We start from the raw sequence: 23,065 nt of genomic DNA, 5'->3' as shown, positions 1-23,065 counted from the left end.
CATGCTTTTTCCATTGTCCAGATTATTTCCACGAGCGGTGGTAGGCGCCCAGCGTGTGCTGCTGCCCCTCCGCCACCTTGTCGAGCGCAGCCATCCAGGCCGGCTTGACCGAATAGCGCTGGGCGTTGCCGGCGTAGCAGTCGAGCGCCTCGCGCCACACCCGCGTCACCTGCGCCACATAGGCCGGGCTGCGCTGGCGCCCCTCGATCTTGACCGCGCGCACGCCCATGCCGACCAGCGCGGGAAGCAGCTCCAGCGTGTTCAGGCTGGTGGGCTCTTCCAGGGCGTAATAATTTTCGCCGGCGACGTCGAAACGCCCCTTGCACAGCGTCGGATAACTGGCGTTCTCGGCGTCGGCGTAGCGGTCGATCAGCACGCCGTTCAGGCGCGACTCCAGGCCCTTCGGCGTCTGCACCCAGCGCACCGACCTGGCCGGCGAGCAGACCCCGTGCGTGTTGGGCGCCTCGCCGGTGGCGTACGAGGACAGCGCGCAGCGGCCCTCGACCATCACGCACAGGCTGCCGAAGCCGAACACCTCGATGTCCACCGGGGTGTTCTTGGCGACCTGCTCGACCTGGGTCAGCGACAGCACCCGCGGCAGCACCGCGCGGGCGATGCCGAAATGCTCGTGGTAGAAATTGATGGCCTCGTAATTGGTGGCCGAACCCTGCACCGACAGGTGCAGCCGCAATTGCGGGTGGTGGCGCAGCGCGTAGGCCATCAAGCCCGGGTCGGCCAGGATCACCGCGTCGATGCCGGCGTCGGCGGCGCGGTCGATGGCGCCGCGCCACAGCGTCCAGTTGGACGGCTGCGGATAGGTGTTCAGCGCCAGCAGCACCTTGCATCCGCGCTGGTGGGCGTAGCCGACGCCCTCGTCGATGGCCTTGTCGTCGAAATTGAGGCCGGCGAAGTTGCGCGCGTTGGTGGCGTCGCGGAAGCCGAGGTAGACGCAGTCGGCGCCGTTGTCGACGGCCGCCTTCAGGGCCGGCAGGCTGCCGGCCGGGCAAACCAGTTCCAGCGGCGCGCGCGCCGCTGCGGGGGTGGGATCGTCAATCATAAGCCTTTTCCTGTTCGTGAACGCCGCGCGCCGCCGCCGTCCATCAAACCGGCGACGTGAAGCGCGCGCTGCGGTATTGCGCTGCGGCGAACTATAGGCCCGGCAAATATAAAAGTCCTTAACCTGGGTCAAGGATTAAAACCATGCCCGGGATGCACAATGGCGCTTTGCACAGAACGGGACCGCCATGCAGGAAATTTCCCTCGACGTCTGCGCGCTGGCGCCGCCCGAACCGATGCAGCGCGTGCTCGAGGCGCTGGGCGCGATGGCGCCGCGGCGGCGCCTGGCCGTGCTGATCGAACGCGAGCCGCTGCCGCTGTACCGCATCCTGGACCGGCGCGGCTACCGCCACTGCATCACGCGCCGACCCGACCTGCGCTACGACCTGCTGATCTGGCGCGCCGCCTGATGCAACGCCGCCTCGCGCTCGAACGCAGCGCGCCGCTGTGGCTGTCGATGCGCTTTTTCGCCAGCGCGCCGCTGTTCGCGCTGCTGGCCGGCGCCCTGCTGCTGTGGCAGGGGCCGCCGCTGCTGGCCTCGCGCTGGTCGCCGGCGGCGCTGGCGGCGACCCACCTGTTCACGCTGGGCGTGCTGACCATGGTCATGAGCGGCGCGCTGCTGCAACTGCTGCCGGTGGTGGCCGGCGTCGACATTCCGCGCGCCGGCCTGGCCGCGCCCGCCATCCACGCCCTGTTAAGTGCCGGCACGCTGCTGCTGGCGGCCGGCTTTTGCTGGTCGCGTCCGCCGCTGCTGCAACTCGCGCTGGCGCCGCTGGCGCTGGCGCTGGCCTGGCTGCTGGGCGCCTGCGCCCTTGGCCTGTGGCGGGCGCGCGCGGCCCCCGCCGCCGCCGCCCGCGCCGGCGCGGCGCAGCCCATGCTGGACGGCGTGCGCATCGCCCTCGGCGCCCTCGGCGTTACCGCGGCGCTGGGCGCCGGCATGGCCGCCGCCCTGGCCTGGGCGCTGCCGCTGCCGCTGGCGCGCCTGGCCGACCTGCACGCCCTGTGGGGCCTGGCGGGCTGGATCGGCGTGCTGGTGATCGCCATCGCCCACCAAGTAATTCCGATGTTCCAGGTCACGCCGCTGTACCCGGCCGGCCTGACGCGCGCCTTGAACCGCGCGGTGCTGGGGCTGACGCTGGCCGCCAGCGCCGCGCAACTGGCCGGGCACTGGAGCGCGGCGCCGCTGCACGCGCTGCTGCTGGGCGCCTTCGGCGTCTTCGCCGTGGCCACGCTCGACCTGCTCAGACGGCGCAAGCGCCCGGCCGACGCCACCACCCTGTTCTGGCGCCTGGCCATGGCCAGCCTGCTGGCCTGCGCGGCGCTGTGCTTGGCGCCGCCGCCGGCCGGCGCCGGCGCACTGTTGCCCGGCCTGCTGTTCCTGCTCGGCTTCGCCTACTCGGCGGTGCTCGGCATGCTCTACAAAATCGTCCCCTTCCTGCTGTGGCAGCACTGGCAGGAAAACGCGGACGACAAACCAGTGCCGGGCATCCGCCACATCATCACGGAAGAAGCGGCGCGCGGCCAATTCCGCGGCCACCTGGCGGCGCTGGCGCTGCTGGCGGGCGCCGCGCTGTGGCCGACACCGCTGGCGCGCGCGGCCGCCGTGGCGATGCTCGCCTCGACGCTGCACCTCGCCTGGATACTCTGGCGCGCGCTGCGCCTGCGAGCGACGCACTAATCCTACAAAATAGGGTTAGGTCTCGATCTGGAGGTTTTGTTGCAGATTCGGCGCCGATCTAAGGCTTGTTGGCCGGCGCCGGCCTGGCCACGCTGATCAAGCGCCAGGCGCCGGGTTACGCGCATATCCGTTCCTGGCGGCGCTACGGCTTGTCGGACGGATCGTCGGCGCTCCAGCCCGACAGGACTTTAACGTCCAGGTGGAAGTACGCCATCGCCGCCAGCCAACCCTTGTCGGTGGCGAGCGTGTCGATGGCCTCGTTGAGCGCCTTCAGCATGGCCGGATTGCCCTTGCCCACCAGAATGTGCCGGGCGAAGCACTGCAGCGGCTTGGCGGCGACGTACAGTTGCTTGGCCAGGGTTTTGTCGGCGCCGAACTGGCTGAAGATGGAATAGGGCACGACGGTGAGGTCGACCCGGCCCAGCGCCACCTTGCGCAGGCCGCTCAACTCGTCCTGGCTGTCCTCGCGCGCCAGCTTGCCCAGACGTACCATGTCGTCGATGTGGACGTAGCGATAACCGCGCACGCCGCCAAAACGCAGCCCCCATAAGGTCGACAGGCCGACGTATTCGACGGGTTCGTCGACCCTTGAAATGACCAGGTTGCAATCGACGAACAGCGGTTTCGACCACAGGAAACGGGTTTTCGCGGCGTCGCCGACGAAGCGCGGGTTGACGAACAACACCACGCCGCCGAACTGGTCGCCTTTGTTGAGTTCGATCGCGTCGAGCCGGATGCGCGGAATGTGGCTCAGGCTAAGCTGCTGGCCCGGTCCGATTTTGTCGTTCAGCCGGTCGACTAGCGACTGCGCCAAGCCCTGCTGCGCATCGACCAGGTAGGGGCCGACCATGTAAGTGTTGTACGCCGTGGTGGCGGACGCGCGGGCGTGGGCGGCGGCGCAGCAGCAGGCGGCCAGCAGGGCGAGCGTCAGCAGCGAAAAGCGGTTCGGCGCCATATGCGATCCGTCAATCGGGGTGAGCTAAAGTGCGGATCATGGGTAGGCGCCTTCCGTCGTTGAGTGTCCTGCAATCAGTATATCAGGGTGTCCGGCCGGCCGGCGTCGCTTTGGCCGCAAGCGTCGCGCCCCTACCCGTACCGGCGCAGCCGCTCGATGTCGAGGATGGTGACGTTGCGCCCGCTGACGGCAATCATGGCGTGCCCGCTCAAGTCGGACAAGATGCGCGAATGAACAGCCGCCGGCTTGCGGCGGCGTGTCGGGTTGCGCGCCCGCGCGACGAGGACCGTAGGTCGGCTTAGCGCGCAGCGCGTAAGCCGACGGCGTCGCCGCGGCCTAGATGGTTTTCGAGTAGCGCTGCGGCGCCGGGCCGGCGCCGCCGGCGCGGCCCAGGTAGTTGTCGAACACCATGCAGATGTTACGGATCAACAGGCGCCCTTTCAAGCTCACGCGCAGCCCGTCCGCGTCCATGTCCAGCAGGCCGTCGGCCGCCAGCGGCGCCAGCGCCCGCAGTTCGGCGGCGAAGTAGTCGGCGAAACCGGCCGCGTCGGGCAGGCCGGCCTCGGCGTAAGACAGCGCGAAGTCGCACATCAGGCGGCCGATGATGTCGCGCCGCAGCAGGTCGTCCGGGTCCAGGGTGATGCCGCGGGCGATCGGCAGGCGCTTCTGGTCGAGCGCCGCGTAGTAGCCGCCGAGGGTCTTGTCGTTCTGGCTGTAGCAGCCGCCCAGCGCGCTGATGCCGGACACGCCCAGCGCCACCATGCCGGCCTCGGCGTGGGTCGAATAGCCCTGGAAGTTGCGGTGCAACCTGCCCTCGCGCTGGGACACGGCCAGGTCGTCGTCGGGCTTGGCGAAATGGTCCATGCCGATGTAGACGTAGCCGGCGGCGCCGAGCATTTCGATGCACAGGCGCAGCATGTCGAGCTTGGCGTCGGGCGTGGGCAAGTCGGCCGCCACGATCAGGCGTTGCGACTTGAACAGGTGCGGCATGTGGGCGTAGTTGTAGACCGCGATGCGGTCGGGATTGGCGGCGATCACCTTGTGCAGCGTCGGCACCATCGTCGCCGGGCTTTGTTTCGGCAAGCCGTAAATCAGGTCGACGCTGATCGAGCGGAAGCCGGCCTGGCGCGCGGCGTCGATGATGCCCACCGTCTCGGCCTCCGGCTGGATGCGGTTGACCGCCCGCTGGACGTCGGCGTCGAAGTCCTGCACGCCCAGGCTGATGCGGTTGAAGCCCTGCGCGCGCAAGGTGCGGATGCGCGCCGGCGTGACCGTGCGCGGGTCGACCTCGACCGAATATTCGCCCTGCGCGTCGGGCGCGAAGTCGAACCAGCGGCGCAGGCAGGCCATCAGGTCGTCCATCTGCCCGTCGCTCAGATAGGTCGGCGTGCCGCCGCCGAAATGCAGTTGCTCGACGCGGTTCATGCCGGCCAGCAGCCCGCCCTGCATGGCGATTTCGCGCTTCAGGTAGTCGAGGTAGAGCACCGCCTTGTCGCGCTCCCGCGTGACGATCTTGTTGCAGGCGCAGTAATAGCACAGCGACTCGCAAAACGGGATGTGCACGTACAGCGACAACGGCGCTGCGCGGGCGCCGGCGCGCACCCGCGCCACCGCATCGACGTAGTCGGCCTGCGCGAAATCGCCGCTGAAGCGGTCGGCGGTCGGGTACGAGGTGTAGCGCGGCCCCATCTGGTTGAGCTTGCGGATCAACGCCGCGTCGAATTCGACCGACGGGACCAGCGCGACGACGGTGCGGGGAGGGTTCATGATAGGACTCCGGTTGCAAGAGTTAGCAAGGCATGGCGGCGTTTTTGCGCGCGTAGCACCACCAGGTGATGGCGATGCAACTGACGTAGAAGCCGACGAAGCACCACAGCGCGGCGTCCGGGCTGCCGGTCAGGGCGATCGAGGTGCCGTAGCTTTTCGGGATGAAGAAGGCGCCGTAGGCCGCCACCGCCGAGGTAAAACCGAGCACGGCCGCCCCTTCGCGGTTGGCGTCGACGATGGCCCGCTCCTCGGCCGGGCGGCCCTTGCCGGCGGCGGCGCGCTGGCGCTCGGTCAGGAAGATCACCGGTATCATGCGGAAGGTCGAGGCGTTGCCGATGCCGGTGCCGGCGAACAGCAGCATGAACATGCAGAAGAAGCCGGTGAAGTTGCCGGCCACGTCGCCGTGCGGCGCGAACCGCAGCACGCCGACGACCGCGGCGATCATCAGGAAGAACGACCACAGCGTGACGCGGGCGCCGCCCAGTTTGTCGGCGATGACGCCGCCGGCGACGCGCGAGAGGGCGCCGACCAGCGGGCCGAGGAAGGCGTACTCCAGCGGATTGACGTCGGGGAACTGGATCTTGATCAGCAGCGGGAAGCCGGCCGAATAGCCGATGAAGGAACCGAAGGTGCCGGTGTAGAGCCAGCACATCAGCCAGTTGTGCCTGCGCTTGAAGATCACGGCCTGGTCGGCGAAGGAGGCCTTGGCCGAGGCGATGTCGTTCATGCCGAACCACGCCGTGACGGTGCTCAGGACGATGAACGGGACCCAGACGAAGCCGGCGTTTTGCAACCAGAACGCCTTGCTGGCGCCGGCCTTGGCCCAGGTCTGCGATTCGCCGCCGAGGCCGCCGAAGACGCCGACGGTGATCACCAGCGGCACCACGAACTGCACCACCGACACGCCGAGGTTGCCCAGGCCGGCGTTCATGCCCAGCGCGAAACCCTTGCGCGCCTTCGGATAGAAGAAGCTGATGTTGGCCATCGACGAGGCGAAGTTGCCGCCGCCGAAGCCGCACAGCAGCGCCAGCACCAGCATCGTCGGGTAGCCGGTGTTGATGTCCTGCACCGCGAAGCCGATGCCGATGGCCGGGATCAACAGCGATCCGGTGGACAGCGCCGTCCACTTGCGCCCGCCGAAAATGGGCACCATGAAGGAATAGAAAATGCGCAGCGTCGCGCCGGACAGGCCGGGCAAGGCGGTCAGCCAGAACAGCTGGTTGGTGCTGTACTTGAAGCCGACGTTGGGCAGGTTGACCACCACCACGCTCCACACCATCCACACCGCGAAGGCCAGCAGCAGCGCCGGGATCGAAATCCACAGGTTGCGGTCGGCGGTCGACTTGCCGCTCCGCTTCCAGAAACTCGGGGTTTCCGGCTCCCAGGTATTGATCATATATCTACTCATCACACTCTCCTCGATTTCTACACAATTAGATAGCCGGGGCCATGGCGGGGACCGCCACCGGGACCCGTTTGAACGAAAAATACATCCACACCAGCGAGACGCAGACGCTGCCGTACAGCAGCATGAAGGCGCTGGAGCGCACCCCCGTCAGGTCGACCAGCGCGCCGAACAGGATCGGCAGCACGAAGCCGCCCAGGCCGCCGGCTAGGCCGACCACGCCGCTGACGGCGCCGATGTTGTCGGAAAAGTCGTCGCCGATGAATTTGAAGACCGAGGCCTTGCCGATCGCCATGGCGATGCCGACGACGAACAGCAGCGCGGTAAACATCCACGGCGACAACGCCAGGTCCAGCGCCATCTGGCCCGTCACCGTCTTGACGACCATGCTGGTCTGCGGGTACGACAGCAGGAAAAAGCAGACCCAGCAGACCCACATCACGGCCCAGGTAACCTTGATGGCGCCGTATTTGTCGGCGATCCAGCCGCCCAGCGCGCGCAGCACGCCGCCGGGCAGCGAAAAGCAGGCCGCCAGCAGGGCCGCGTGGCGGATGTCGAAGCCGTATTCGGCGACGTAGTATTTGGTCATCCACAACGCCAGGCCGACGTAACCGCCGAATACCACCGAGTAGTACTGGCAGTAGCGCCACACGCGCGGATCCTTGAGCACCTTCATCTGCTCGGCGAAAGAAACGCCGGCCGGCGCCTGGTGCGCCTTGTCGGTGAAGGAAAACAGCCAGAACAGCACGGCCGTGGCCAGCATGGCGACCGCGTAGACCTTCGGCAGCATTTGCCAGCCGAAGGCGGCGATGATGCCGGGCGCGACGAACTTGGTCAGCGCCGAGCCGGAGTTGCCGGCGCCGAAGATACCCATCGCCAAGCCGCGGCGCTCCTTGCCGAACCAGCGCGCGACGTACGGCGTGCCGACCGAGAACGAGCCGCCGGCCAGGCCGACGAACATGCCCAGCACCAGGAAGTGCCAGTAGGCGCTGGCGTAAGAGATCAGGTAGATCGGCACAACGCTAGCGAGCATCAGCGCAAAGAAAACGACGCGCCCGCCGAACTTGTCGGTCCAGATGCCCAGCGGCACCCGCACCAGCGAGCCGGTCAGCACCGGCATCGCCGCCAGCAGGCCGAACTGGGTCTCGTTCAGGCCGAGATTGTTCTTGATTGGAATGCCCAGCACCGCGAACATCATCCAGACCGCGAAACAGATCGTGAACGCGAACGTGCTGCTGACCAACACCGAGACCTGCTTTTTATTCCGTACCACCATACCCTCCTTAGACGCAGCAACCGATACGGCACAGCTTACGTCGCGGGCGGCAACGGCACTATTGGCCGTAGGGGTACTTCGGCGAAGGCAAGCTACCTAGCCGAGTCGTCCGAATGGAGTAGGTCGGATTACGCCGTGCGGGCTAGGCGAGGCTTCGGATTTTCATAGGTCGGGTTAGCTGTTGCCAGCGCCACCGGCTGGAAGCGCTGCTCGCCGCCGATCAGGTCGGCCAGCGAGACGCCGTCGAGCACGGCCAGATAGGCCGCCGTCGCCGCGCACAGCGCACTCTTGAGTTTGCACGCCGACGCGTACGCGCAGCCCGCCTGGCCCGCCTTGAAGCACTCGGCCATGAAAAAATCGGTTTCGGTGCCGCGCACCACCGCGCCGACGTTGATGCTGGCCGGCTCGGCGCCCAGTCGCAAGCCGCCGTTGCGCCCGCGTACGGTCTTCACCAGCCCGCTCTGGCCCAACTGGTGCACGACCTTCATCAGGTGGTTCTTGGAGATGTCGTGTAACTCGGCAATATCCTGGATCGTCACCAGCCGGCCCCGGTGCAATCCCAGATAGATCAGCGTACGCAAGGCGTAGTCGGTATAGGCGGTGAGTCTCATCGCTGGCAAAGCTCCTTGTGTCATGCCCTTCAGGCCGGGACTGGAAACGGTCGCGACAAATAGAGTATGCATAATATTTGTTTAAAGGACTACACGGCAATACTCCCGAATGCCTATGGTCAAAGTCGTATTAAGGTAGATAAGATACATCTTTAACGGTGCAGGCACCCCTGCAACGCTCCGCTTTTTCAACCTCCGATAAGGAACCCCCATCATGCATGCCACACGCAAACTATGGACCTGGCTCGCAGTCATCTGCGTGCTGTCCTTTGCCGTCCTCGGCTGGGTAGGCACAGAGATTTATTTGACGGCGCCGCCGATCCACAAGCAAGTCGTCAGCACCGACGGCTCCGTGCTGTTCGAAGAAGGTTCGGTCCAGCGCGGGCAGCAAGCCTGGCTGACCGCCGGCGGGCAGCAACTCGGCTCGGTCTGGGGCCACGGCAGCTACCTCGCGCCGGACTGGTCGGCCGATTGGCTGCACCGCGAAGCTGTGGCGCTGCGCGCCATCTGGGCGCAACAGGACTTCGGCAAGCCGTTCGAGCAGTTGAGCGTCGGCCAGCAGGCCGAACTGGGCGCCCGCCTGAAAGGCGAAATGCGCCGCAACACCCATGACGCCGTCACCGGCGTGGTCACGTTGTCGCCGCAGCGCGCCGCCGCCGTGCGCGAAGTCACGGCCCACTACACGGCCCTGTTCGGCAACGACCCGAACCTCGACAAGCTGCGCGAACAGTACGCGATGAACCCGGGCACCCTGCCCGACCCGGCCGATTTGAAGGCGCTGCCGTCGTTCTTCTTCTGGTCGGCCTGGTCGGCCGCCACCGACCGTCCCGGCGAAACCGAGCTGAGCTACACCAGCAACTGGCCGCACGAACCGCTGGTGGCCAACACGCCGACCGCCGGCGCCGGCATGTGGTCGATCGCCAGCATCATCTTCATGATCGCCGCCATTGCCGGCATGATCCTGTTCCACTCGGCCAGCAAGGAAGAAGGCGACCCGACGCCGCCGAAGGCCGATCCGCTGTTCGACCTGAAACCGACGCCGTCGATGCGCGCCACCAAGAAGTACTTCTTCGTCGTCATCGGCCTGATCCTGGCCCAGGTCGGCATGGGCGTCATCACCGCCCACTACGCCGTCGAGGGCCAGAGTTTCTTCGGCTTCCCGCTGGGCCAGATCCTGCCGTTCACCGTCAGCCGCACCATCCACACCCAGTTCGCGGTACTGTGGATCGCCACCGCCTGGCTGGCCACCGGCCTGTACATCGCCCCGGCGATCTCCGGCCACGAGCCGAAATTCCAGAAACTCGGCGTCGACATGCTGTTCTACGCGCTGCTGTTCATCGTCGTCGGCTCGACCGCCTTCGGCTGGCTCGGCACGCTGCAACACCAGGGCAACGACTTTAGCTTCTGGATCGGCAACCAGGGCCTGGAATTCACCAGCATGGGCCGGGTCTGGCAAATCCTGTTGTTCGTCGGCCTGCTGTTCTGGGTCCTGCTGCTGGGCCGCGGCTTGATGCCGGCGCTGAAAAAACCGTCGGAAAGCCGCGGCCTGATCGCCATGGTGTTCCTGGCGGCGATGTGCATAGGCGGTTTCTACGCCACCTCGCTGACCTGGGGTCCGCATACCCACTATTCGATGGTCGAATACTGGCGCTGGTGGTTGGTCCACCTGTGGGTCGAGGGTTTCTTTGAAGTGTTCGCCACCGCCGTCATCGCGCTGCTGTTCACCCGTCTGGGCCTGATCCGCGCGGCCACCGCGAATACCGCCATCGTGCTCGAAACCATCGTGTTCCTGTTCGGCGGCATCCTCGGCACCCTGCACCACCTGTACTTCACCGGCACGCCGACCTTCGTCATCGCCATCGGCGCCATGTTCTCGGCCCTGGAAGTGGTGCCGCTGGCCATGATCGGCGTGGAAGCGCTGCGCAACTACCAGCGCTCGAAAGCGGCGCCATGGGTGCAGGCGTACAAATGGCCGATCCTGTGCTTTATCGCCGTGGGCTTCTGGAACGTGATCGGCGCCGGCCTGCTGGGCTTCACCATCAACACGCCGATCGCGCTGTACTACATGCAAGGCTTGAACATGACGGCGGCGCACGGCCACGCCGCGCTGTTCGGCGTCTACGGCATGCTCGGCATCGGCCTGCTGCTGTTCTGTCTGCGCGGCCTGAGCGAGCGCGCCGCTTGGTCCGACAAGTTGTTGGCGCCGATGTTCTGGATGCTCAACATCGGCCTGGCCATGATGGTGTTCATCTCGCTGGTTCCGGCCGGCATCTACCAGGCTTGGGCCAGCATCACCAAGGGCATGTGGTACGCCCGCTCGCCGGAGCTGGTCCACTCGCCGTTTATGGAAACGCTGGTGTGGATGCGGGTGCCGGGCGACGTCGTCTTCGCCATCGGCTGCGGCTTGCTGGCGCTGTTCGCGCTGCGCCTGCTGACCAAGGGCCGCAAGCAGCCGCAACTGGTGCCGGTCGCTGGCGCCAAGCAGGCGTAAGCAAGTAAGAGCAAAGCAATAGCAGCAACGCCGCGGGCGACTCGCCCGCGGCGTCAACCAAGACAAGGAGTTCCACCATGGCACACGATTGTTACAACCCGGTCCGCCACGACGCAGTCTATCCGTTCGACGCCCGCGGCGTCGCCAAGCGCTTCCGCCACGCCGCCATCTTCGGCGCCCTCGACGCGCTGCGCCAAGGCGAAGTGATGCGTTTTTGCAACGACCACGATCCCCTGCCGCTGCTCGACCAGATCGGCCAATACTTCGGCGACCGCGTCAAGATGGCCTACGTCTCGCGCGCGCCCGGCGAAATCGTCATCGACTTCCTGATCGCGGCATAAACCGTGCGGCGGCGCCGCTTGGCGGCAGCCTTTCTCGCGCCGGCTGGCGGCAAGTCTCGTCGGGCAGCCTTGCCCCGCCCAGTGAAGCGGTAAAACTTGCTAAAAATCAATTCGCAAAATCGCCAGTCGGCGACTCTATGGAGGTGGGCGCGGAGCTGGCAGGCCTTGCACCCGCACATGTTGGTAAAACTGTAGGGCAAATTTGTTGCAGATATGTTACTTTCGTATCTAGCACTGTTAACTGATAAATATCGAAACCATAACGGGGAACTCCAGATGGCTCTCAGGGACGACGTCAAAACAGATGTAGTTTTAGTATTCGATATCATTTGCTCGCTCAGCCTGGCGCACATGGCCGGGGACGAGGTCGAGGTTATCCGGATCAAGGAAACCGCCGGCGTGTTGGCGCCTATGACAAAGGCGCTCAACGTGCCCTTCTCCCGCATTGCGCGGATGTATGGCAAGGAAAACAGCAGGACCATTTCATCGATTGAAACCGGCCGGCTGAAAACGGTCGGCGGCGCGATCAACCTCACCATGGCCGCCGCGGAGGGCAGAACGTTCGACGGCGAGTAGCCCGCCACCGCGTGCCATACCGGCAAAGAGTTTCGCAGGTCGGCTCAGCCCGCCATCCTTTACACAGCGTCGGTAAGCCGACCGGCGCAGCGGCGGCTTGGTTTGCAAAAGTTTGTAGCCCCGGCGTCACGGCGCTGTGGCGTTAGCAATTCCACCCAGCCGCAGCCGCTTGAGCAAGCTCGCGACCGCGCCGGCAAAACGACGCAGCTCGAAATTTTGAGGGTCGTCGTGGCCGTCGGGAATGCCCTCATCGAGCGCCGCGTGAAACGCCGGAATCATAAACACGCCGCTACGCGCGCTTGCCGCCGCATACAGCAAAGCGAGTTTTTCATACTGGGCGGCGGTAAACCCGGGTTTCGGCGCAATGGCGTCGTTGTTACGGTTGACGGACGCATCGCGGCGTCGCGGCTGCAGCAACTCAACATGCAAAAACATGCCCTTTGCCGGCTCGCCCACGACGTCGTTTTCCAGTTTCGTGCCGCGCCAGGGTATGCCGAAATCATGACCTTGCAAGGTATTGCCAAGGCGATCCACGAATACATGCGCGACCGACTCCGGCCCGGCGTACCGGTCCAAGGCGTTGAGCTCCGCCGTTTTATCACCCGGGAATTTTTTGGCATTGGCATACAATGGCCAGCTCGTGTCATGGATAACGAAATAACGCGCGACGGGCGCGCTGGCGGCGCCATCCCGGCCGCGCGAAAGCTCGGCGTCGAGCGACCCACCTATCTCGTTCTCGCTCATTTTTGTCGCGACGAGGTAGCGGCCCAAGTCTGCCCGCAGCGTATTGACCGGCTTTCCGATAATGGCATCCAAAGGCGCCGGCAAAGTAGCCGCGCCCGGCTGCACCTTTCCCCATTTGGCCACATGCCGCAACAAGCACGAGGCTTGTTCGCGTGGAGCGCCGGAGAACTGAAGATCGGCTTGATCAAAACGGCAACGTCCAAGTTCGCTCGCCTCCGACAATGGCGCAACAAGCACTAACAGCGGCAACCAGAACGACGTTCTCATTTATATCTCTTCAATATCCTTCGCATTTGAATCGCGCACCTGCCCTGGGGCGCCGTGGCAAACAGCTCAATGTGCCTCGGCACGCTCCTTCCACAGCTTATCATTGATTTCTTGGCTTCACCCTCGACATAGCCTCGCTCGACAAGCTGGTGCTCAAACCCGTTGAGAAAAGGCCGAAGCGAGCGTCGGAGGACAATTGACGAAATTGGCGGCTTTCTCCAATAGCCGCGGATAGTCCCTCGCAAATAGCCATCGTCCTCACTGCCTGGCGTCCACCATCATTGCTGTTGAGCAACATCAACCTACACTCCGCGCAGCGGGACGATAATGGTAAGCAACATTCCTCCCACACCATAGCCGGGCGGCAGTCTCTCACAGGCTAAAAACAAGGAAGCACCAAGATGAAATCCCGTCAACTCGCGGTATTGATGATCGCCGGCATCGCCATGGCAACCCAGCTGGGCAGCATGGCGCCGCCGAAGCGGCCCTGGCCCGGCGCGACGATGGTGGCGTTCTCCGGGGAGCCAAGCGGCGCCTCAAACAACACCTACCCCCGCCAATAACAAGCTTGTGGACATGCGTGCTGGCCGCGGGTACTGTCCGCTGCTCCGCAAAATCGGGGCGCCCGGCAAATCCGGTGAAAAATAAGACGGCGTTGATCCACCGCGCCCGCGACACCTCTCCCTGAGGCTGAGGCGGTTCGGGAATCCGAAGGGGTTTGCTGGCCATTGGCCATTGGTATACGCGCAGCGATTGCCCCCTGCCCGTCCACGGCGACGGCAACGCCGCGACGCACCGGAAAAATTATCACTTTATAGCTCAACACGCACCACAAAAGTGCGCCTGAGCGCTTCCGTCGGCTCCTCCCCGGCGACCGGCACAAAGCTGCCGGCCAATTCGTAGTCGCCCGCCGGTATTCCCTTCGGCAGTTCGACGTCGACCGACACCCGGTCGGGCCGCAGCGAAAACAGCGGCGCCAGGCCCGGCACGGCCGGCGTCATCTGCAAGAACGCCGCCTCGCGCAGCAAGCGGTTCGCCTTCACGGTGGCCGTCAGCGCGGCGGTCCTGGCCAGCGGGCGCACCACCTGCGCGGCCGGCATCAGCTCCAGCGCCGCCTGCGCCGGATCGGCCCTCGGCGCCGTCCACGTCGCCCGGTCCGACTGCGCGAACGCCTGGCGCAGCGCGACCGAGTCCGCGCTCATGTCGACGCGAAAAAAGACCGGCTCCGGCGCCGTGCGCGGCGCATGAGCGGCCGGCCCGTGCGCCGCCGCCAGCCCGTGCGCCACGGCCGTGCGCGCCCACGCGGCCGCGTCCAGCCGCACCAGCATCTCCGCCAACGCCAGCCTGGCCGTGAAAATCTGCGTGGCGATACTCGACGGCGCGCCCGGCTGGCCGCGCAATTCCAGCAACAGCGCCAGCTTGCGCTGCGCGATGTCGACATCGAGCTGCGCGTCCCGCCGCAGCTTGTCGGCGCCGGCCAGCGCGGCGCGCTCGCGCTCGGCGGCGGCCTTCTCGGCGGCGGCCTCCGCCTTGGCCCGCGCGGCGGCGGCGTCGGCCCCGGCGGCGCGCGCGCTCGCCGCCGTCTGCACCAGTTGCTTGCCGATGCCGCTGCCGTCACCGTTGAACGACACGGTGTCGAGAAAGCCCTTCTCGTTGCGCTCCACCGCCAGCGTATAGTTGCCCAGCACCGACTTGGCCGAAATTACATACTCGTTGTCGGGGTCGGGCAGATACACCTTCTCGACCGAGAGCGTGCCGTCCAGGTTCGGCGTGACCAAAATGAAAGGCTGCGGCAGGAAGTAGTGGATGCCGGCGCTATCCGGCGTGGCCCTCTGGCTACCGATCACCGACACGCAGCCCGGCAGGCAGAGCGCGGCGAAGGCGGCGGCGAGCGCGGAGCGCAGGGGCAATCGCATGGCCCGCCCTACTCCGGCAAATAGCGAATGACGGCGGGCCGGCCGTCGAGGTCGAGCGCCTGGCCGCCGGCCAGCGCCTAGTTGCCGTTCCTTTTGACGATACGAAACAAATACGGCGCCGGGATCTGCTTGCCGGGGCCGGCCGCCATGCCGCCGGCCAGCGCCGCCTTCTCCAGCGCCGCCAGCACGCCGACGGGAATGGCCGCCTCGTTGACGACCGCCTTCGCCTCGACCAGCCGACCGTTGTCGAAGCGGAAAGTGCTGTCGTTGGAAGCCGCGTAGTTGTACGGCCGGATCGAGCGCTTCTTGCTCGTGTCCGGCAGGTAGAGCAGCTCGGACTTTACGCCGCCTCTGGTGTCGGTATAGACCAGCAGGAATGGCGAGGTGTCGTAGTAGCGGAAGCCGGTGGCCCTGGCGTCGGCCGCCGCGTCGGGGATGGAGAGCACTTCCACCCCCGCGCAGCCGGTGAGCGCCAGCAGGCCAAGGCAGAGGGGTAGTGTGCAGGTGGGCATGTTTTATCTCCCGTGGCGGCTTTGCGAATTTGGCGCCGCTCCAGCACGGCGGTCTCGGGCAACATCGCAGTAAATCATGGCTCTCCTAGGCCACTGTAGATTCACATCAATACTTACGGAAGTAAACAGCCAACAAATCGAGGCGCTTGCCGCTTGTCCGGCCCGCCGGCCCTGCCGGCGAAAGCACGAAGCTATCCCCAAAGCGGTCGCTGCTGACATGTTCGCCTTTTTCCAAAACAATTATCGTGGTTCTCAAGTTTTCCTCGAAACAATTCCATGGTTCTTTTTGATGTCATCATGGGACTCAGGCGGCAGACCACTTATTGCGAGATAAGCAAACCTCCCAACATCCACATTCGCGCGAGCGGCGCGTCAAATTAACCCAAGTCAAGGATTTTAAAAACAAGCTGCGCTTTCGTTGACCACACTACATCTAGTGGCTATTCTGCTTCCCAACACCACATCTTGTGTTCATACGGAGCCACAATGTCAGCCACAGCAGCAATTTCAACTCTCAGCAGCATCATCAAGCGCGACGGCAGCTTGCAGCCTTTCGACGCCGGCAAAATCGAGTCGGCGCTGCTGCGCGCCGGCCTGGCCAGCGGCGAGTACAACATCCACGAAGCGGTTTGCCTAGGCGCCAGCGTGCTGTTGCAACATGTCGCCGCCCACGGCCGCGACACCGCGCAGATCGAGCAGATCCAGGACGCGGTCGAAGCCGTGCTGTACGACGCCGGCTACCGCCAGACGCTGCGCGCCTTCATCCTCTACCGCGAGCAGCACCACGCGCTGCGGCGCGAGCGCCAGAGCCAGATCGACGTCGAATCGTCGATGAACGAATACCTGAACCAGCTCGACTGGCGCGTCAACGCCAACGCCAACCAGGGTTATTCGCTGGGCGGGCTGATCCTCAACGTCTCGGGCAAGGTCATCGCCAATTACTGGCTGAACCACGTCTATCCGCCGGAAGTCGGCGCCGCCCACCGCAACGCCGACCTGCACATCCACGACCTCGACATGCTGTCGGGCTATTGCGCCGGCTGGTCGCTGCGCACCTTGCTGCACGAGGGTTTGAACGGCGTGCCCGGCAAGATCGAGTCGAGCCCGCCGAAGCATATGTCGAGCGCCATCGGGCAGATCGTCAATTTCCTCGGCACGCTGCAAAACGAGTGGGCCGGCGCGCAGGCCTTCAGTTCCTTCGACACCTACATGGCGCCCTACATCCGCAAGGACAACCTGTGCTACGCCGACGTCAAGCAGTACATCCAGGAACTGATCTACAACCTCAACGTGCCGTCGCGCTGGGGCACGCAGACGCCGTTCACCAACCTGACCTTCGACTGGGTCTGCCCGGAGGATTTGCGCGAGCAGGTGCCGCTGATCGGCGGCGTCGAGATGCCGTTCACCTACGGCGACCTGCGCCCGGAGATGGACATGATCAACCGCGCCTATATCGAGATCATGATGGCCGGCGACGCCAAGGGCCGCGTGTTCACCTTCCCCATTCCGACCTACAACATCACCGAGGATTTCGACTGGCACAGCGCCAACGCCGACCTGCTGTTCGAGATGACGGCGCGCTACGGCCTGCCCTACTTCCAGAACTTCATCAACTCGGAGCTGAAGCCGAACATGATCCGCTCGATGTGCTGCCGCCTGCAACTGGACCTGCGCGAATTGCTCAAGCGCGGCAACGGCCTGTTCGGCTCGGCCGAGCAAACCGGCTCGCTCGGCGTGGTGACGATCAACTGCGCCCGCCTGGGCCACCTGTGCCAGGGCGACGAGGCGGCGCTGCTGGCGCGCCTGGACGTGCTGCTGGACCTGGGCAAGACCAGCCTGGAGATCAAGCGCAAGGTGATCCAGCGCCACATGGACGACGGCCTGTTCCCGTACACCAAGCGCTACCTCGGCACGCTGCGCAACCATTTTTCGACCTTGGGCGTGAACGGCGTCAACGAAATGGTGCGCAACTTCACCGACGACGCGCACGACATCACCAGCGAGTTCGGCCACGCGCTGGCGATCCGCCTGCTCGACCATGTGCGCGCGCGCATGCTGGCGTTCCAGGATGAAACCGGCCACATGTACAACCTGGAGGCGACGCCGGCCGAGGGCACCACCTATCGTTTTGCCAAGGAGGACCGCAAGCGCTATCCGGGCATCCTGCAGGCGGGCACCAAGGACATGCCGTACTACACCAACTCGTCGCAGTTGCCGGTCGGCTTCACCGACGACCCGTTCGAGGCGCTGGAGCGCCAGGACGATTTGCAGCGCAAGTACACCGGCGGCACCGTGCTGCATTTATACATGACCGAGCCGCTGTCGAGCGCCGACGCCTGCCGCACGCTGGTCAAGCGCGCGCTGAGCCGCTTCCGCCTGCCCTACATCACGGTCACGCCGACGTTTTCGATTTGCCCGCGCCACGGCTACCTGGGCGGCAAGCACGAGTTTTGTCCGAAATGCGATGAGGAAATCATCGCCCGCAAGCGGCGCGAAGCCGCGTCGCCAACCTTAACCACCAAGAAGGAAACAGCATGACCAACCCGAGCCATCCCGTTTTTATCGCGCCGCAAAGCGTCACCCTCGCCGATTCCGAGCGCCAGCCGTGCGAAATCTGGACCCGCGTCATGGGGTATCACCGGCCGCTGTCGTCGTTCAACATCGGCAAGAAGGGCGAGTTCCACGAGCGCACCTACTTCGATGAGCAATGTTCGGGCATGATCAGCTAGCATGGGCGCGCGCTTGCTGAAGGTGGGCGGCGTGACCGCGTTCACCGCAACGGACTATCCCGGCCAGTTGGCCGCGGTGGTCTTCGTGCAGGGGTGCCCGTGGCGCTGCGCTTACTGCCACAACCCGCATTTGCAGGCGCGCCCGCCGCGGGGCGCGCTGCATTGGTCGGCGCTGCTGGCCAAGCTGGCGCGCCGCGTCGGCCTGGTCGACGCCGTGGTGTTCAGCGGCGGCGAGCCGACCATGGACCCGGCGCTGCCCGACGCTATCGCCGAGGTGAAGGCGCTGGGCTTCAAGATTGGCTTGCACACGGCCTGCGTTTACCCAAAACGGTTGGCGGCGGTGCTGCCGCTGGTCGATTGGGTGGGCTTTGATATCAAGGCGCCGTTTGACCGCTACGCCCGCATTACCGGCGTGGCCGACAGCGGCGCGCAGGCGCGCGCCTGCGCCGAGGCGGTCATCGCCAGTGGCGTCGAGTACGAGTGCCGCACGACGATTCATCCAAGCTTGCTGGCCGAGGCGGAGGTGCTGGAGCTGGCCGATACCCTGGCCGGCATGGGCGTCGACAATTACGCCTTGCAGATTTTCCGGCCGCAGGGCTGCGGCGACGGCGCCTTGAACGCGGTGGCGACGGCGGGCTATCCGAGCCAGGCCGCGCTGGCGCGCATCGGCGCGCGGTTCACCCGCTTTACGCTGCGCCGCAACGGCTAGTCGCGTATTTCCGCAGGTCGGATCGGCGCAACGCCCCATCCGACGCCGGGCCGCCGCCGGCGCCAGTCGGGTTACGCGTTGCGCTACCCCGGCCTACCAATGCCCATTCACCCGGAAATGCCGCTGACGCGCTTTGCCGCGTCCTGGAAGTCGAGGCTGTCCATGGCGCGGTCGAGGGCGGCGGCGTCCACCGCGTCCAGGCGGACGTGCAGCGCCAGCCGCAGTCCCGCGTACAGCTCGCACGCGGCCAGGTCGCGCTCGGCCAACAGGCGGCGGAAGCGTTGCAGTTGCGCCTCGTCCGCCGTCACGGCGGCATACGCCTGCCCTTCAACCCCTTGTTCGTTCAACCAGGCGCGCGCCGCGCTCAGCGTCGCGGCGAATTCCTGCTCGACGCTGAACAGCAGCGCGGCCAGCGCGGCCGGTTCGGCATGGCCATCGCTTAACGCCTCCTCCAGCGCCAGGGCCACGTGCACGAATCGTTGCGCGCCCAGCGTGCCGATCACGCCGCGCATGGTGTGCAGCAGGCGAACGGCGTCCTCGCTCCGCCCGGCGTTCCACGCCTGGCGCACTTGCGCCAGCCGGTCGGCGCCGTTGTCGGTAACCCGGCGCACCAAATCGGCGGTGTCGCGCAGGTGCGTGGGCTTGCCCTCCGATACCGACAGCAGCGTCGCGACGTTGAACACGCCGCTGCGTTCCACGCCGGCGCGCATCGGCGCCGGCGGCGCCTCGGGCGAACTGTCCGGCAAATGCCGCAGTATCGTGTCGAGCAATTGTTCGACGTCGATCGGCTTGCCGATAAAATCGTTCATGCCCGCCGCGATGCACTGCTCGCGCTCGTATTCCAGGACGCCGGCCGTCATCGCCAGTATCGGCACGCTCAGCCGCAGTTCCTGGCGGATCAGCCGGGTCGCGCTGAAGCCGTCCATGACCGGCATCTGCACGTCCATCAGCACCAGGTCGTAGGCCGCCCCGTTGGCGCGCAACAGCTCCAGCGCGATCTGGCCGTTGTCGGCGACGTCGACGGTGGCGCCGGCGTGCTCCAAAATGCCTTTCGCCACCATTTGGTTGATCGGATTGTCCTCCACCAGCAGCAGGCGCGCGGCCATGCGCCTGTCCATCAGCGGCGTCGGCCTGCGCTCGGTCGCCGTGCCGCCGCGCTGCGTTAGCGCTTCGTGCACGGTGTCGAACAGGCTCGAGGCCGTGACGGGCTTGGTCAGCAGCACGAACGGGTCGTCCGTCGCCTGCTCCTGCAGCAGTTTGCCGCGGCCGAAGGCGCTCGCCATGATCACCACCGGCATCGCCGACGACGGCAGCAGTGTGCGGATCGCCTGCATCGTGGCCGCGCCGTCCATGCCCGGCATGCGCCAGTCGACCAGCACGACGTCGTAGCCGGCGCCGTCCGCTTGCAGCCGGCGGATGCTGTCGAGCGCCTGCGGCCCCGATGCCACGCTGTCGACGTCCCAATTCCACGCCCGGATGGTCATGCCCAGATAGGCGCGGCTGGTCGGGTTGTCGTCCACCACCAGCACGCGCAGGCGCCCCAGGTCGGACGACGGCGCGCGCGCGACCCCGCCGGCGGCCAGCGCAAACGGCAGCGTGACGCAAAATTCGCTGCCCTCGCCCGGCGCGCTGCGCAAGGCGACGGTGCCCTGCAACAAGTCGATCAAGCCCTTCGAGATCGTCAGGCCCAGCCCGGTGCCGCCATAGCGGCGCGTGGTCGACGAGTCCGCCTGCGTGAAGGGCGAGAACAGGCGTTCCTGTTGCTCGGCGCTGATGCCGATGCCGGTGTCGCGCACGATGAAGCGCAGCGTGGCGCCGCCGTCGCCCTGCCCGGCCAGTTCCACCAGCACCGACACTTCGCCCTCGTGGGTGAATTTGACGGCGTTGCCGGTCAGGTTGACCAGCACTTGTTGCAGGCGCATGGCGTCGCCCACCAGGGCGTCGGGCACGTCCGGCTGCACGCCGATGGCCAATTCCAGGTCCCTGTCGCCGGCGCTCACGCTCATGATCGCCGCCACCTCGTGCAGCACCTCGCTCAACTGGAATGGCGCCGGCGACAGTTCCACCTTGCCCGCTTCGATTTTAGAGAAGTCGAGGATGTCGTTGAGTATCACCAGCAGCGAATTGCCGGAGCTGCGGATCATGTCGAGGTAGCGCCGCTGTTCCATCGACAGCCGCGTCGTCCCCATCAGGTGCGCCATGCCCAGCACCGCGTTCATCGGCGTGCGCAGCTCGTGGCTCATGTGCGCCACGAAAGCGCTCTTGGCGCTGTTGGCCAGTTGCGCCTGTTCCATGGCGACCCGCACGTCCTGTTCGGCGCGCTTTTTCTCGGTAACGTCGCGCACGATGCCGACGAACAGGCCGCGCCCCTGGATTTCAATGGCGTTGACGGCCAGCTCCAGCAGGAAGGTGCTGCCGTCCTTGTGCAAGCCCGGCAACTCGACGCGCTCGCGCCCGACCACCCGCGGCGCGCCGCCGGCCAGATAGCGCGCCATGCCGTCCCGGTGCATGGCGCGCATCGCCGGCGGCATCAGGCGCTGGATGTTGGCGCCGATGATTTCCTGCGCCGCGTAGCCGAAAATGCGCGACGCGGCGCGGTTGAACGACTCGATGTCGCCATGTTCGTCAAGCGTGATGATGCCTTCGCCGACGTTTTCAACGACCGTGCGTATGCGCAATTCGTTGTCGGTTGCCTCGCGTTCGGAGTCGAGCAGCTTGCGGTTGCTGTCCTCGGCGGTGTCGCGCGCCGCCTGCATTTGCTCGTTGGCCTCCTTCAGTTGCAAGGTGCGCTCGGCGATCTGGCTTTCCAGGTGGTTGCGGTGGCGCAGCAATTCCGCCTCGACGTTGAGCAAGGTCGCCGCCGCCTGGTCCGCCTCCAGGAACACCGAGTTTTCAATGCTCAGCGGGCGGCCGGACCCCAGCGCCGCGGCCGAGGTCGACAGCGCGCGCACCGAGCGGCTGATTTTTCCGCCGAGGAACCAGGCCATGCCGAAGCCGGCCGCGAACAACAACAGCACCGTCCAGCCGATCCACTCCAGCGACGCCAGCATGCCCGTCAGCACGGCGCTGCGCGGCACGCCGACGACGACGGTCCAGCCCGATGTCGGCGAGCGGCTGAACATCGAGTACACCGGAATGCCTTCCAGCGTGGTCGCTTCGATGGTGTCCTCGCCGGCGTGGCGCAAGCGCTCCAGCAGCGCGGGCGCGGCTTTTTTGCCGACGAACTTCTGCGGGTCGTGCGTGCGCGCCACGATCACCCCGCGGCTGTCGAGAATGGCGACGACGCGGTTGGCGGCAAGGCGCTGCTCGGAGATCGCCTGTCCCAGGCGTTCCGGCACCAGAGCGATCGACAGGCAATACACCACCGCGCCGTTGCGCACCACCGGCACGTGCACGGCGACCAGGGGCCGGCGCAGGGCGGCGCCGATGAACAGGTCGGAAATGACCGGTTTGCCGGTCTGGAACACGCGGCGGATGCGTTCGAGGCTGCCGGGGTCGGACATGGTCTCGCCGAACGGGCGCACGGTGTTGAGCAGTTGCAGTGCATCGCGGTCGCTGAGCACCACGTTGAAACCGGGGAATTGCGGGCGCAAGGCGCCCCGGGCTTGCGCGTAAAAGGCGCCCAGGTCGTTGGCGTCGAGGCTGGGCGAACCGGCGAGCGCGAACGCCACGCTGATGCCGGCGTTCAAGTCGCGGTCGACCGCTTGCACCAGCGCGCGGGCGGTGATCAGCGAGCCGGCCTGTATTTGGGCCCATTCCCGCCCATAAAAATGATGGGTGAGCAGCGCGAATCCCACCGCCGCCGGCAACGCGCACACCAGTACCACGACCGCCAGTTTTTTGCGTATCGTCGGAAGCCGGTGCTGAAAACGAACTCGCAAAATAGTCCCTAAAATGGTCAACTGTCTTAATAGCCCGTAGTGTATCTGTTTCTGCGGCAAGATGGCTGACAGTTCAACCGTCCCCGCAAGCGCCGCCTTGCGCCGCCCCGCCGCGCCCGCTACTCCTTTCTGCCTAAGCACCTAGCTACCC

At 65.8% G+C, this 23,065-nt stretch carries 20 protein-coding genes; 9 read left to right on the top strand and 11 right to left on the bottom strand.

The window, feature by feature from the left end; translation table 11 throughout:
• Positions 1–22: 22 nt before the first annotated feature.
• Positions 23–1,057 carry a ubiquinone anaerobic biosynthesis protein UbiU gene (gene ubiU, locus JANGC3_RS0104540; protein WP_017875297.1) on the bottom strand — a complete coding sequence of 345 codons (1,035 nt, stop codon included), beginning with the start codon at positions 1,055–1,057 and terminating at the stop codon, positions 23–25.
• 187 nt (positions 1,058–1,244) lie between these two features.
• Between ubiU and JANGC3_RS0104535 the strand changes: the two genes are divergently transcribed.
• Together JANGC3_RS0104535 and JANGC3_RS28370 are read left to right on the top strand one after the other, a co-directional pair.
• Positions 1,245–1,466, top strand: coding sequence for a DUF2249 domain-containing protein (locus JANGC3_RS0104535; protein WP_017875296.1), 222 nt, complete (start codon positions 1,245–1,247; stop codon positions 1,464–1,466).
• Positions 1,466–2,734 carry a hypothetical protein gene (locus tag JANGC3_RS28370; protein ID WP_017875295.1) on the top strand — a complete coding sequence of 423 codons (1,269 nt, stop codon included), beginning with the start codon at positions 1,466–1,468 and terminating at the stop codon, positions 2,732–2,734. The genes JANGC3_RS0104535 and JANGC3_RS28370 overlap by 1 nt, the downstream gene beginning before the upstream one ends.
• Before the next feature lie 142 nt (positions 2,735–2,876).
• On the opposite strand, the gene JANGC3_RS0104525 is transcribed toward JANGC3_RS28370, so the two are convergent.
• The 5 genes from JANGC3_RS0104525 to JANGC3_RS0104500 all read right to left on the bottom strand — a co-directional run bounded on the left by JANGC3_RS0104525 (position 2,877) and on the right by JANGC3_RS0104500 (position 8,748).
• The gene (locus JANGC3_RS0104525; protein WP_017875294.1) at positions 2,877–3,689 is read right to left on the bottom strand and encodes a substrate-binding periplasmic protein; all 813 of its coding nucleotides are present in this window, start codon (positions 3,687–3,689) and stop codon (positions 2,877–2,879) included.
• A gap of 336 nt (positions 3,690–4,025) precedes the next feature.
• Entirely contained in the window at positions 4,026–5,456 is a 1,431-nt protein-coding gene (hemN, locus tag JANGC3_RS0104515; protein ID WP_017875293.1) for an oxygen-independent coproporphyrinogen III oxidase, read from the bottom strand.
• A 22-nt stretch (positions 5,457–5,478) separates the two neighbouring features.
• A complete protein-coding gene (locus tag JANGC3_RS0104510) occupies positions 5,479–6,864 on the bottom strand; it encodes a NarK family nitrate/nitrite MFS transporter (RefSeq protein ID WP_026132544.1) in 1,386 nt (461 codons plus the stop codon).
• Between the two features lie 25 nt (positions 6,865–6,889).
• Complete coding sequence (locus tag JANGC3_RS0104505; protein WP_017875291.1) at positions 6,890–8,137, bottom strand: MFS transporter; 1,248 nt, start codon at positions 8,135–8,137, stop codon at positions 6,890–6,892.
• Positions 8,138–8,265: 128 nt separating this feature from the next.
• Complete coding sequence (locus JANGC3_RS0104500) at positions 8,266–8,748, bottom strand: RrF2 family transcriptional regulator (RefSeq protein WP_017875290.1); 483 nt, start codon at positions 8,746–8,748, stop codon at positions 8,266–8,268.
• A gap of 214 nt (positions 8,749–8,962) precedes the next feature.
• Here JANGC3_RS0104500 and JANGC3_RS0104495 point away from each other — a divergent pair, with 214 nt between their 5' ends.
• From JANGC3_RS0104495 to JANGC3_RS0104485, 3 genes are all read left to right on the top strand, one after another.
• Complete coding sequence (locus JANGC3_RS0104495) at positions 8,963–11,239, top strand: nitric-oxide reductase large subunit (protein WP_026132543.1); 2,277 nt, start codon at positions 8,963–8,965, stop codon at positions 11,237–11,239.
• 77 nt (positions 11,240–11,316) lie between these two features.
• On the top strand, positions 11,317–11,580 hold the full coding sequence (locus JANGC3_RS0104490; protein WP_017875288.1) for a DUF2249 domain-containing protein: 264 nt from the start codon (positions 11,317–11,319) through the stop codon (positions 11,578–11,580).
• A 276-nt stretch (positions 11,581–11,856) separates the two neighbouring features.
• Positions 11,857–12,156, top strand: a complete 300-nt coding sequence (locus tag JANGC3_RS0104485; RefSeq protein ID WP_017875287.1) for a hypothetical protein — start codon at positions 11,857–11,859, stop codon at positions 12,154–12,156.
• Between the two features lie 126 nt (positions 12,157–12,282).
• On the opposite strand, the gene JANGC3_RS28365 is transcribed toward JANGC3_RS0104485, so the two are convergent.
• Positions 12,283–13,167 carry a hypothetical protein gene (locus JANGC3_RS28365; protein WP_157406447.1) on the bottom strand — a complete coding sequence of 295 codons (885 nt, stop codon included), beginning with the start codon at positions 13,165–13,167 and terminating at the stop codon, positions 12,283–12,285.
• 401 nt (positions 13,168–13,568) lie between these two features.
• On the opposite strand from JANGC3_RS28365, the gene JANGC3_RS32315 reads away from it, so the two are divergent.
• Positions 13,569–13,730 carry a hypothetical protein gene (locus JANGC3_RS32315; protein ID WP_157406446.1) on the top strand — a complete coding sequence of 54 codons (162 nt, stop codon included), beginning with the start codon at positions 13,569–13,571 and terminating at the stop codon, positions 13,728–13,730.
• A 249-nt stretch (positions 13,731–13,979) separates the two neighbouring features.
• On the opposite strand, the gene JANGC3_RS0104470 is transcribed toward JANGC3_RS32315, so the two are convergent.
• The 3 genes from JANGC3_RS0104470 to JANGC3_RS33505 all read right to left on the bottom strand — a co-directional run bounded on the left by JANGC3_RS0104470 (position 13,980) and on the right by JANGC3_RS33505 (position 15,851).
• Positions 13,980–15,083, bottom strand: a complete 1,104-nt coding sequence (locus tag JANGC3_RS0104470; RefSeq protein ID WP_157406445.1) for a hypothetical protein — start codon at positions 15,081–15,083, stop codon at positions 13,980–13,982.
• A gap of 77 nt (positions 15,084–15,160) precedes the next feature.
• Complete coding sequence (locus JANGC3_RS0104465) at positions 15,161–15,595, bottom strand: hypothetical protein (RefSeq protein ID WP_157406444.1); 435 nt, start codon at positions 15,593–15,595, stop codon at positions 15,161–15,163.
• 106 nt (positions 15,596–15,701) lie between these two features.
• On the bottom strand, positions 15,702–15,851 hold the full coding sequence (locus tag JANGC3_RS33505; protein ID WP_232429653.1) for a hypothetical protein: 150 nt from the start codon (positions 15,849–15,851) through the stop codon (positions 15,702–15,704).
• 230 nt (positions 15,852–16,081) lie between these two features.
• On the opposite strand from JANGC3_RS33505, the gene JANGC3_RS0104460 reads away from it, so the two are divergent.
• The 3 genes from JANGC3_RS0104460 to JANGC3_RS0104450 are packed head-to-tail and all read left to right on the top strand — an operon-like array spanning position 16,082 to position 19,033.
• On the top strand, positions 16,082–18,133 hold the full coding sequence (locus tag JANGC3_RS0104460; protein ID WP_051068218.1) for a ribonucleoside triphosphate reductase: 2,052 nt from the start codon (positions 16,082–16,084) through the stop codon (positions 18,131–18,133).
• Positions 18,130–18,324: an anaerobic ribonucleoside-triphosphate reductase gene (gene nrdD, locus JANGC3_RS0104455; RefSeq protein ID WP_017875282.1), complete on the top strand. Its 195-nt coding sequence runs from the start codon at positions 18,130–18,132 to the stop codon at positions 18,322–18,324. Before JANGC3_RS0104460 ends, nrdD begins: the two co-directional genes overlap by 4 nt.
• 1 nt (position 18,325) lies before the next feature.
• Positions 18,326–19,033 (top strand): anaerobic ribonucleoside-triphosphate reductase activating protein, encoded by a 708-nt coding sequence (locus tag JANGC3_RS0104450; protein WP_017875281.1) that lies wholly within the window; start codon positions 18,326–18,328, stop codon positions 19,031–19,033.
• Between the two features lie 107 nt (positions 19,034–19,140).
• Here JANGC3_RS0104450 and JANGC3_RS28360 read toward each other — a convergent pair whose 3' ends face one another.
• Positions 19,141–22,914 carry a response regulator gene (locus tag JANGC3_RS28360; protein ID WP_017875280.1) on the bottom strand — a complete coding sequence of 1,258 codons (3,774 nt, stop codon included), beginning with the start codon at positions 22,912–22,914 and terminating at the stop codon, positions 19,141–19,143.
• Between the last annotated feature and the right edge of the window lie 151 nt (positions 22,915–23,065).

This window comes from Janthinobacterium sp. CG3, from assembly GCF_000344615.1.
GTDB lineage: Bacteria > Pseudomonadota > Gammaproteobacteria > Burkholderiales > Burkholderiaceae_D > Janthinobacterium.
Note: the sequence above shows the minus strand (reverse complement) of the source record. Positions and strands in the feature narration are given on the sequence as shown.

Coding starts and splice junctions, on each gene's coding strand:
- ubiU (WP_017875297.1), bottom strand. CDS start 1,057: ATGATTGACGATCCCACCCCCGCAGCGGCGCGCGCGCCGCTGGAACTG.
- JANGC3_RS0104535 (WP_017875296.1), top strand. CDS start 1,245: ATGCAGGAAATTTCCCTCGACGTCTGCGCGCTGGCGCCGCCCGAACCG.
- JANGC3_RS28370 (WP_017875295.1), top strand. CDS start 1,466: ATGCAACGCCGCCTCGCGCTCGAACGCAGCGCGCCGCTGTGGCTGTCG.
- JANGC3_RS0104525 (WP_017875294.1), bottom strand. CDS start 3,689: ATGGCGCCGAACCGCTTTTCGCTGCTGACGCTCGCCCTGCTGGCCGCC.
- hemN (WP_017875293.1), bottom strand. CDS start 5,456: ATGAACCCTCCCCGCACCGTCGTCGCGCTGGTCCCGTCGGTCGAATTC.
- JANGC3_RS0104510 (WP_026132544.1), bottom strand. CDS start 6,864: ATGAGTAGATATATGATCAATACCTGGGAGCCGGAAACCCCGAGTTTC.
- JANGC3_RS0104505 (WP_017875291.1), bottom strand. CDS start 8,137: ATGGTGGTACGGAATAAAAAGCAGGTCTCGGTGTTGGTCAGCAGCACG.
- JANGC3_RS0104500 (WP_017875290.1), bottom strand. CDS start 8,748: ATGAGACTCACCGCCTATACCGACTACGCCTTGCGTACGCTGATCTAT.
- JANGC3_RS0104495 (WP_026132543.1), top strand. CDS start 8,963: ATGCATGCCACACGCAAACTATGGACCTGGCTCGCAGTCATCTGCGTG.
- JANGC3_RS0104490 (WP_017875288.1), top strand. CDS start 11,317: ATGGCACACGATTGTTACAACCCGGTCCGCCACGACGCAGTCTATCCG.
- JANGC3_RS0104485 (WP_017875287.1), top strand. CDS start 11,857: ATGGCTCTCAGGGACGACGTCAAAACAGATGTAGTTTTAGTATTCGAT.
- JANGC3_RS28365 (WP_157406447.1), bottom strand. CDS start 13,167: ATGAGAACGTCGTTCTGGTTGCCGCTGTTAGTGCTTGTTGCGCCATTG.
- JANGC3_RS32315 (WP_157406446.1), top strand. CDS start 13,569: ATGAAATCCCGTCAACTCGCGGTATTGATGATCGCCGGCATCGCCATG.
- JANGC3_RS0104470 (WP_157406445.1), bottom strand. CDS start 15,083: ATGCGATTGCCCCTGCGCTCCGCGCTCGCCGCCGCCTTCGCCGCGCTC.
- JANGC3_RS0104465 (WP_157406444.1), bottom strand. CDS start 15,595: ATGCCCACCTGCACACTACCCCTCTGCCTTGGCCTGCTGGCGCTCACC.
- JANGC3_RS0104460 (WP_051068218.1), top strand. CDS start 16,082: ATGTCAGCCACAGCAGCAATTTCAACTCTCAGCAGCATCATCAAGCGC.
- nrdD (WP_017875282.1), top strand. CDS start 18,130: ATGACCAACCCGAGCCATCCCGTTTTTATCGCGCCGCAAAGCGTCACC.
- JANGC3_RS0104450 (WP_017875281.1), top strand. CDS start 18,326: ATGGGCGCGCGCTTGCTGAAGGTGGGCGGCGTGACCGCGTTCACCGCA.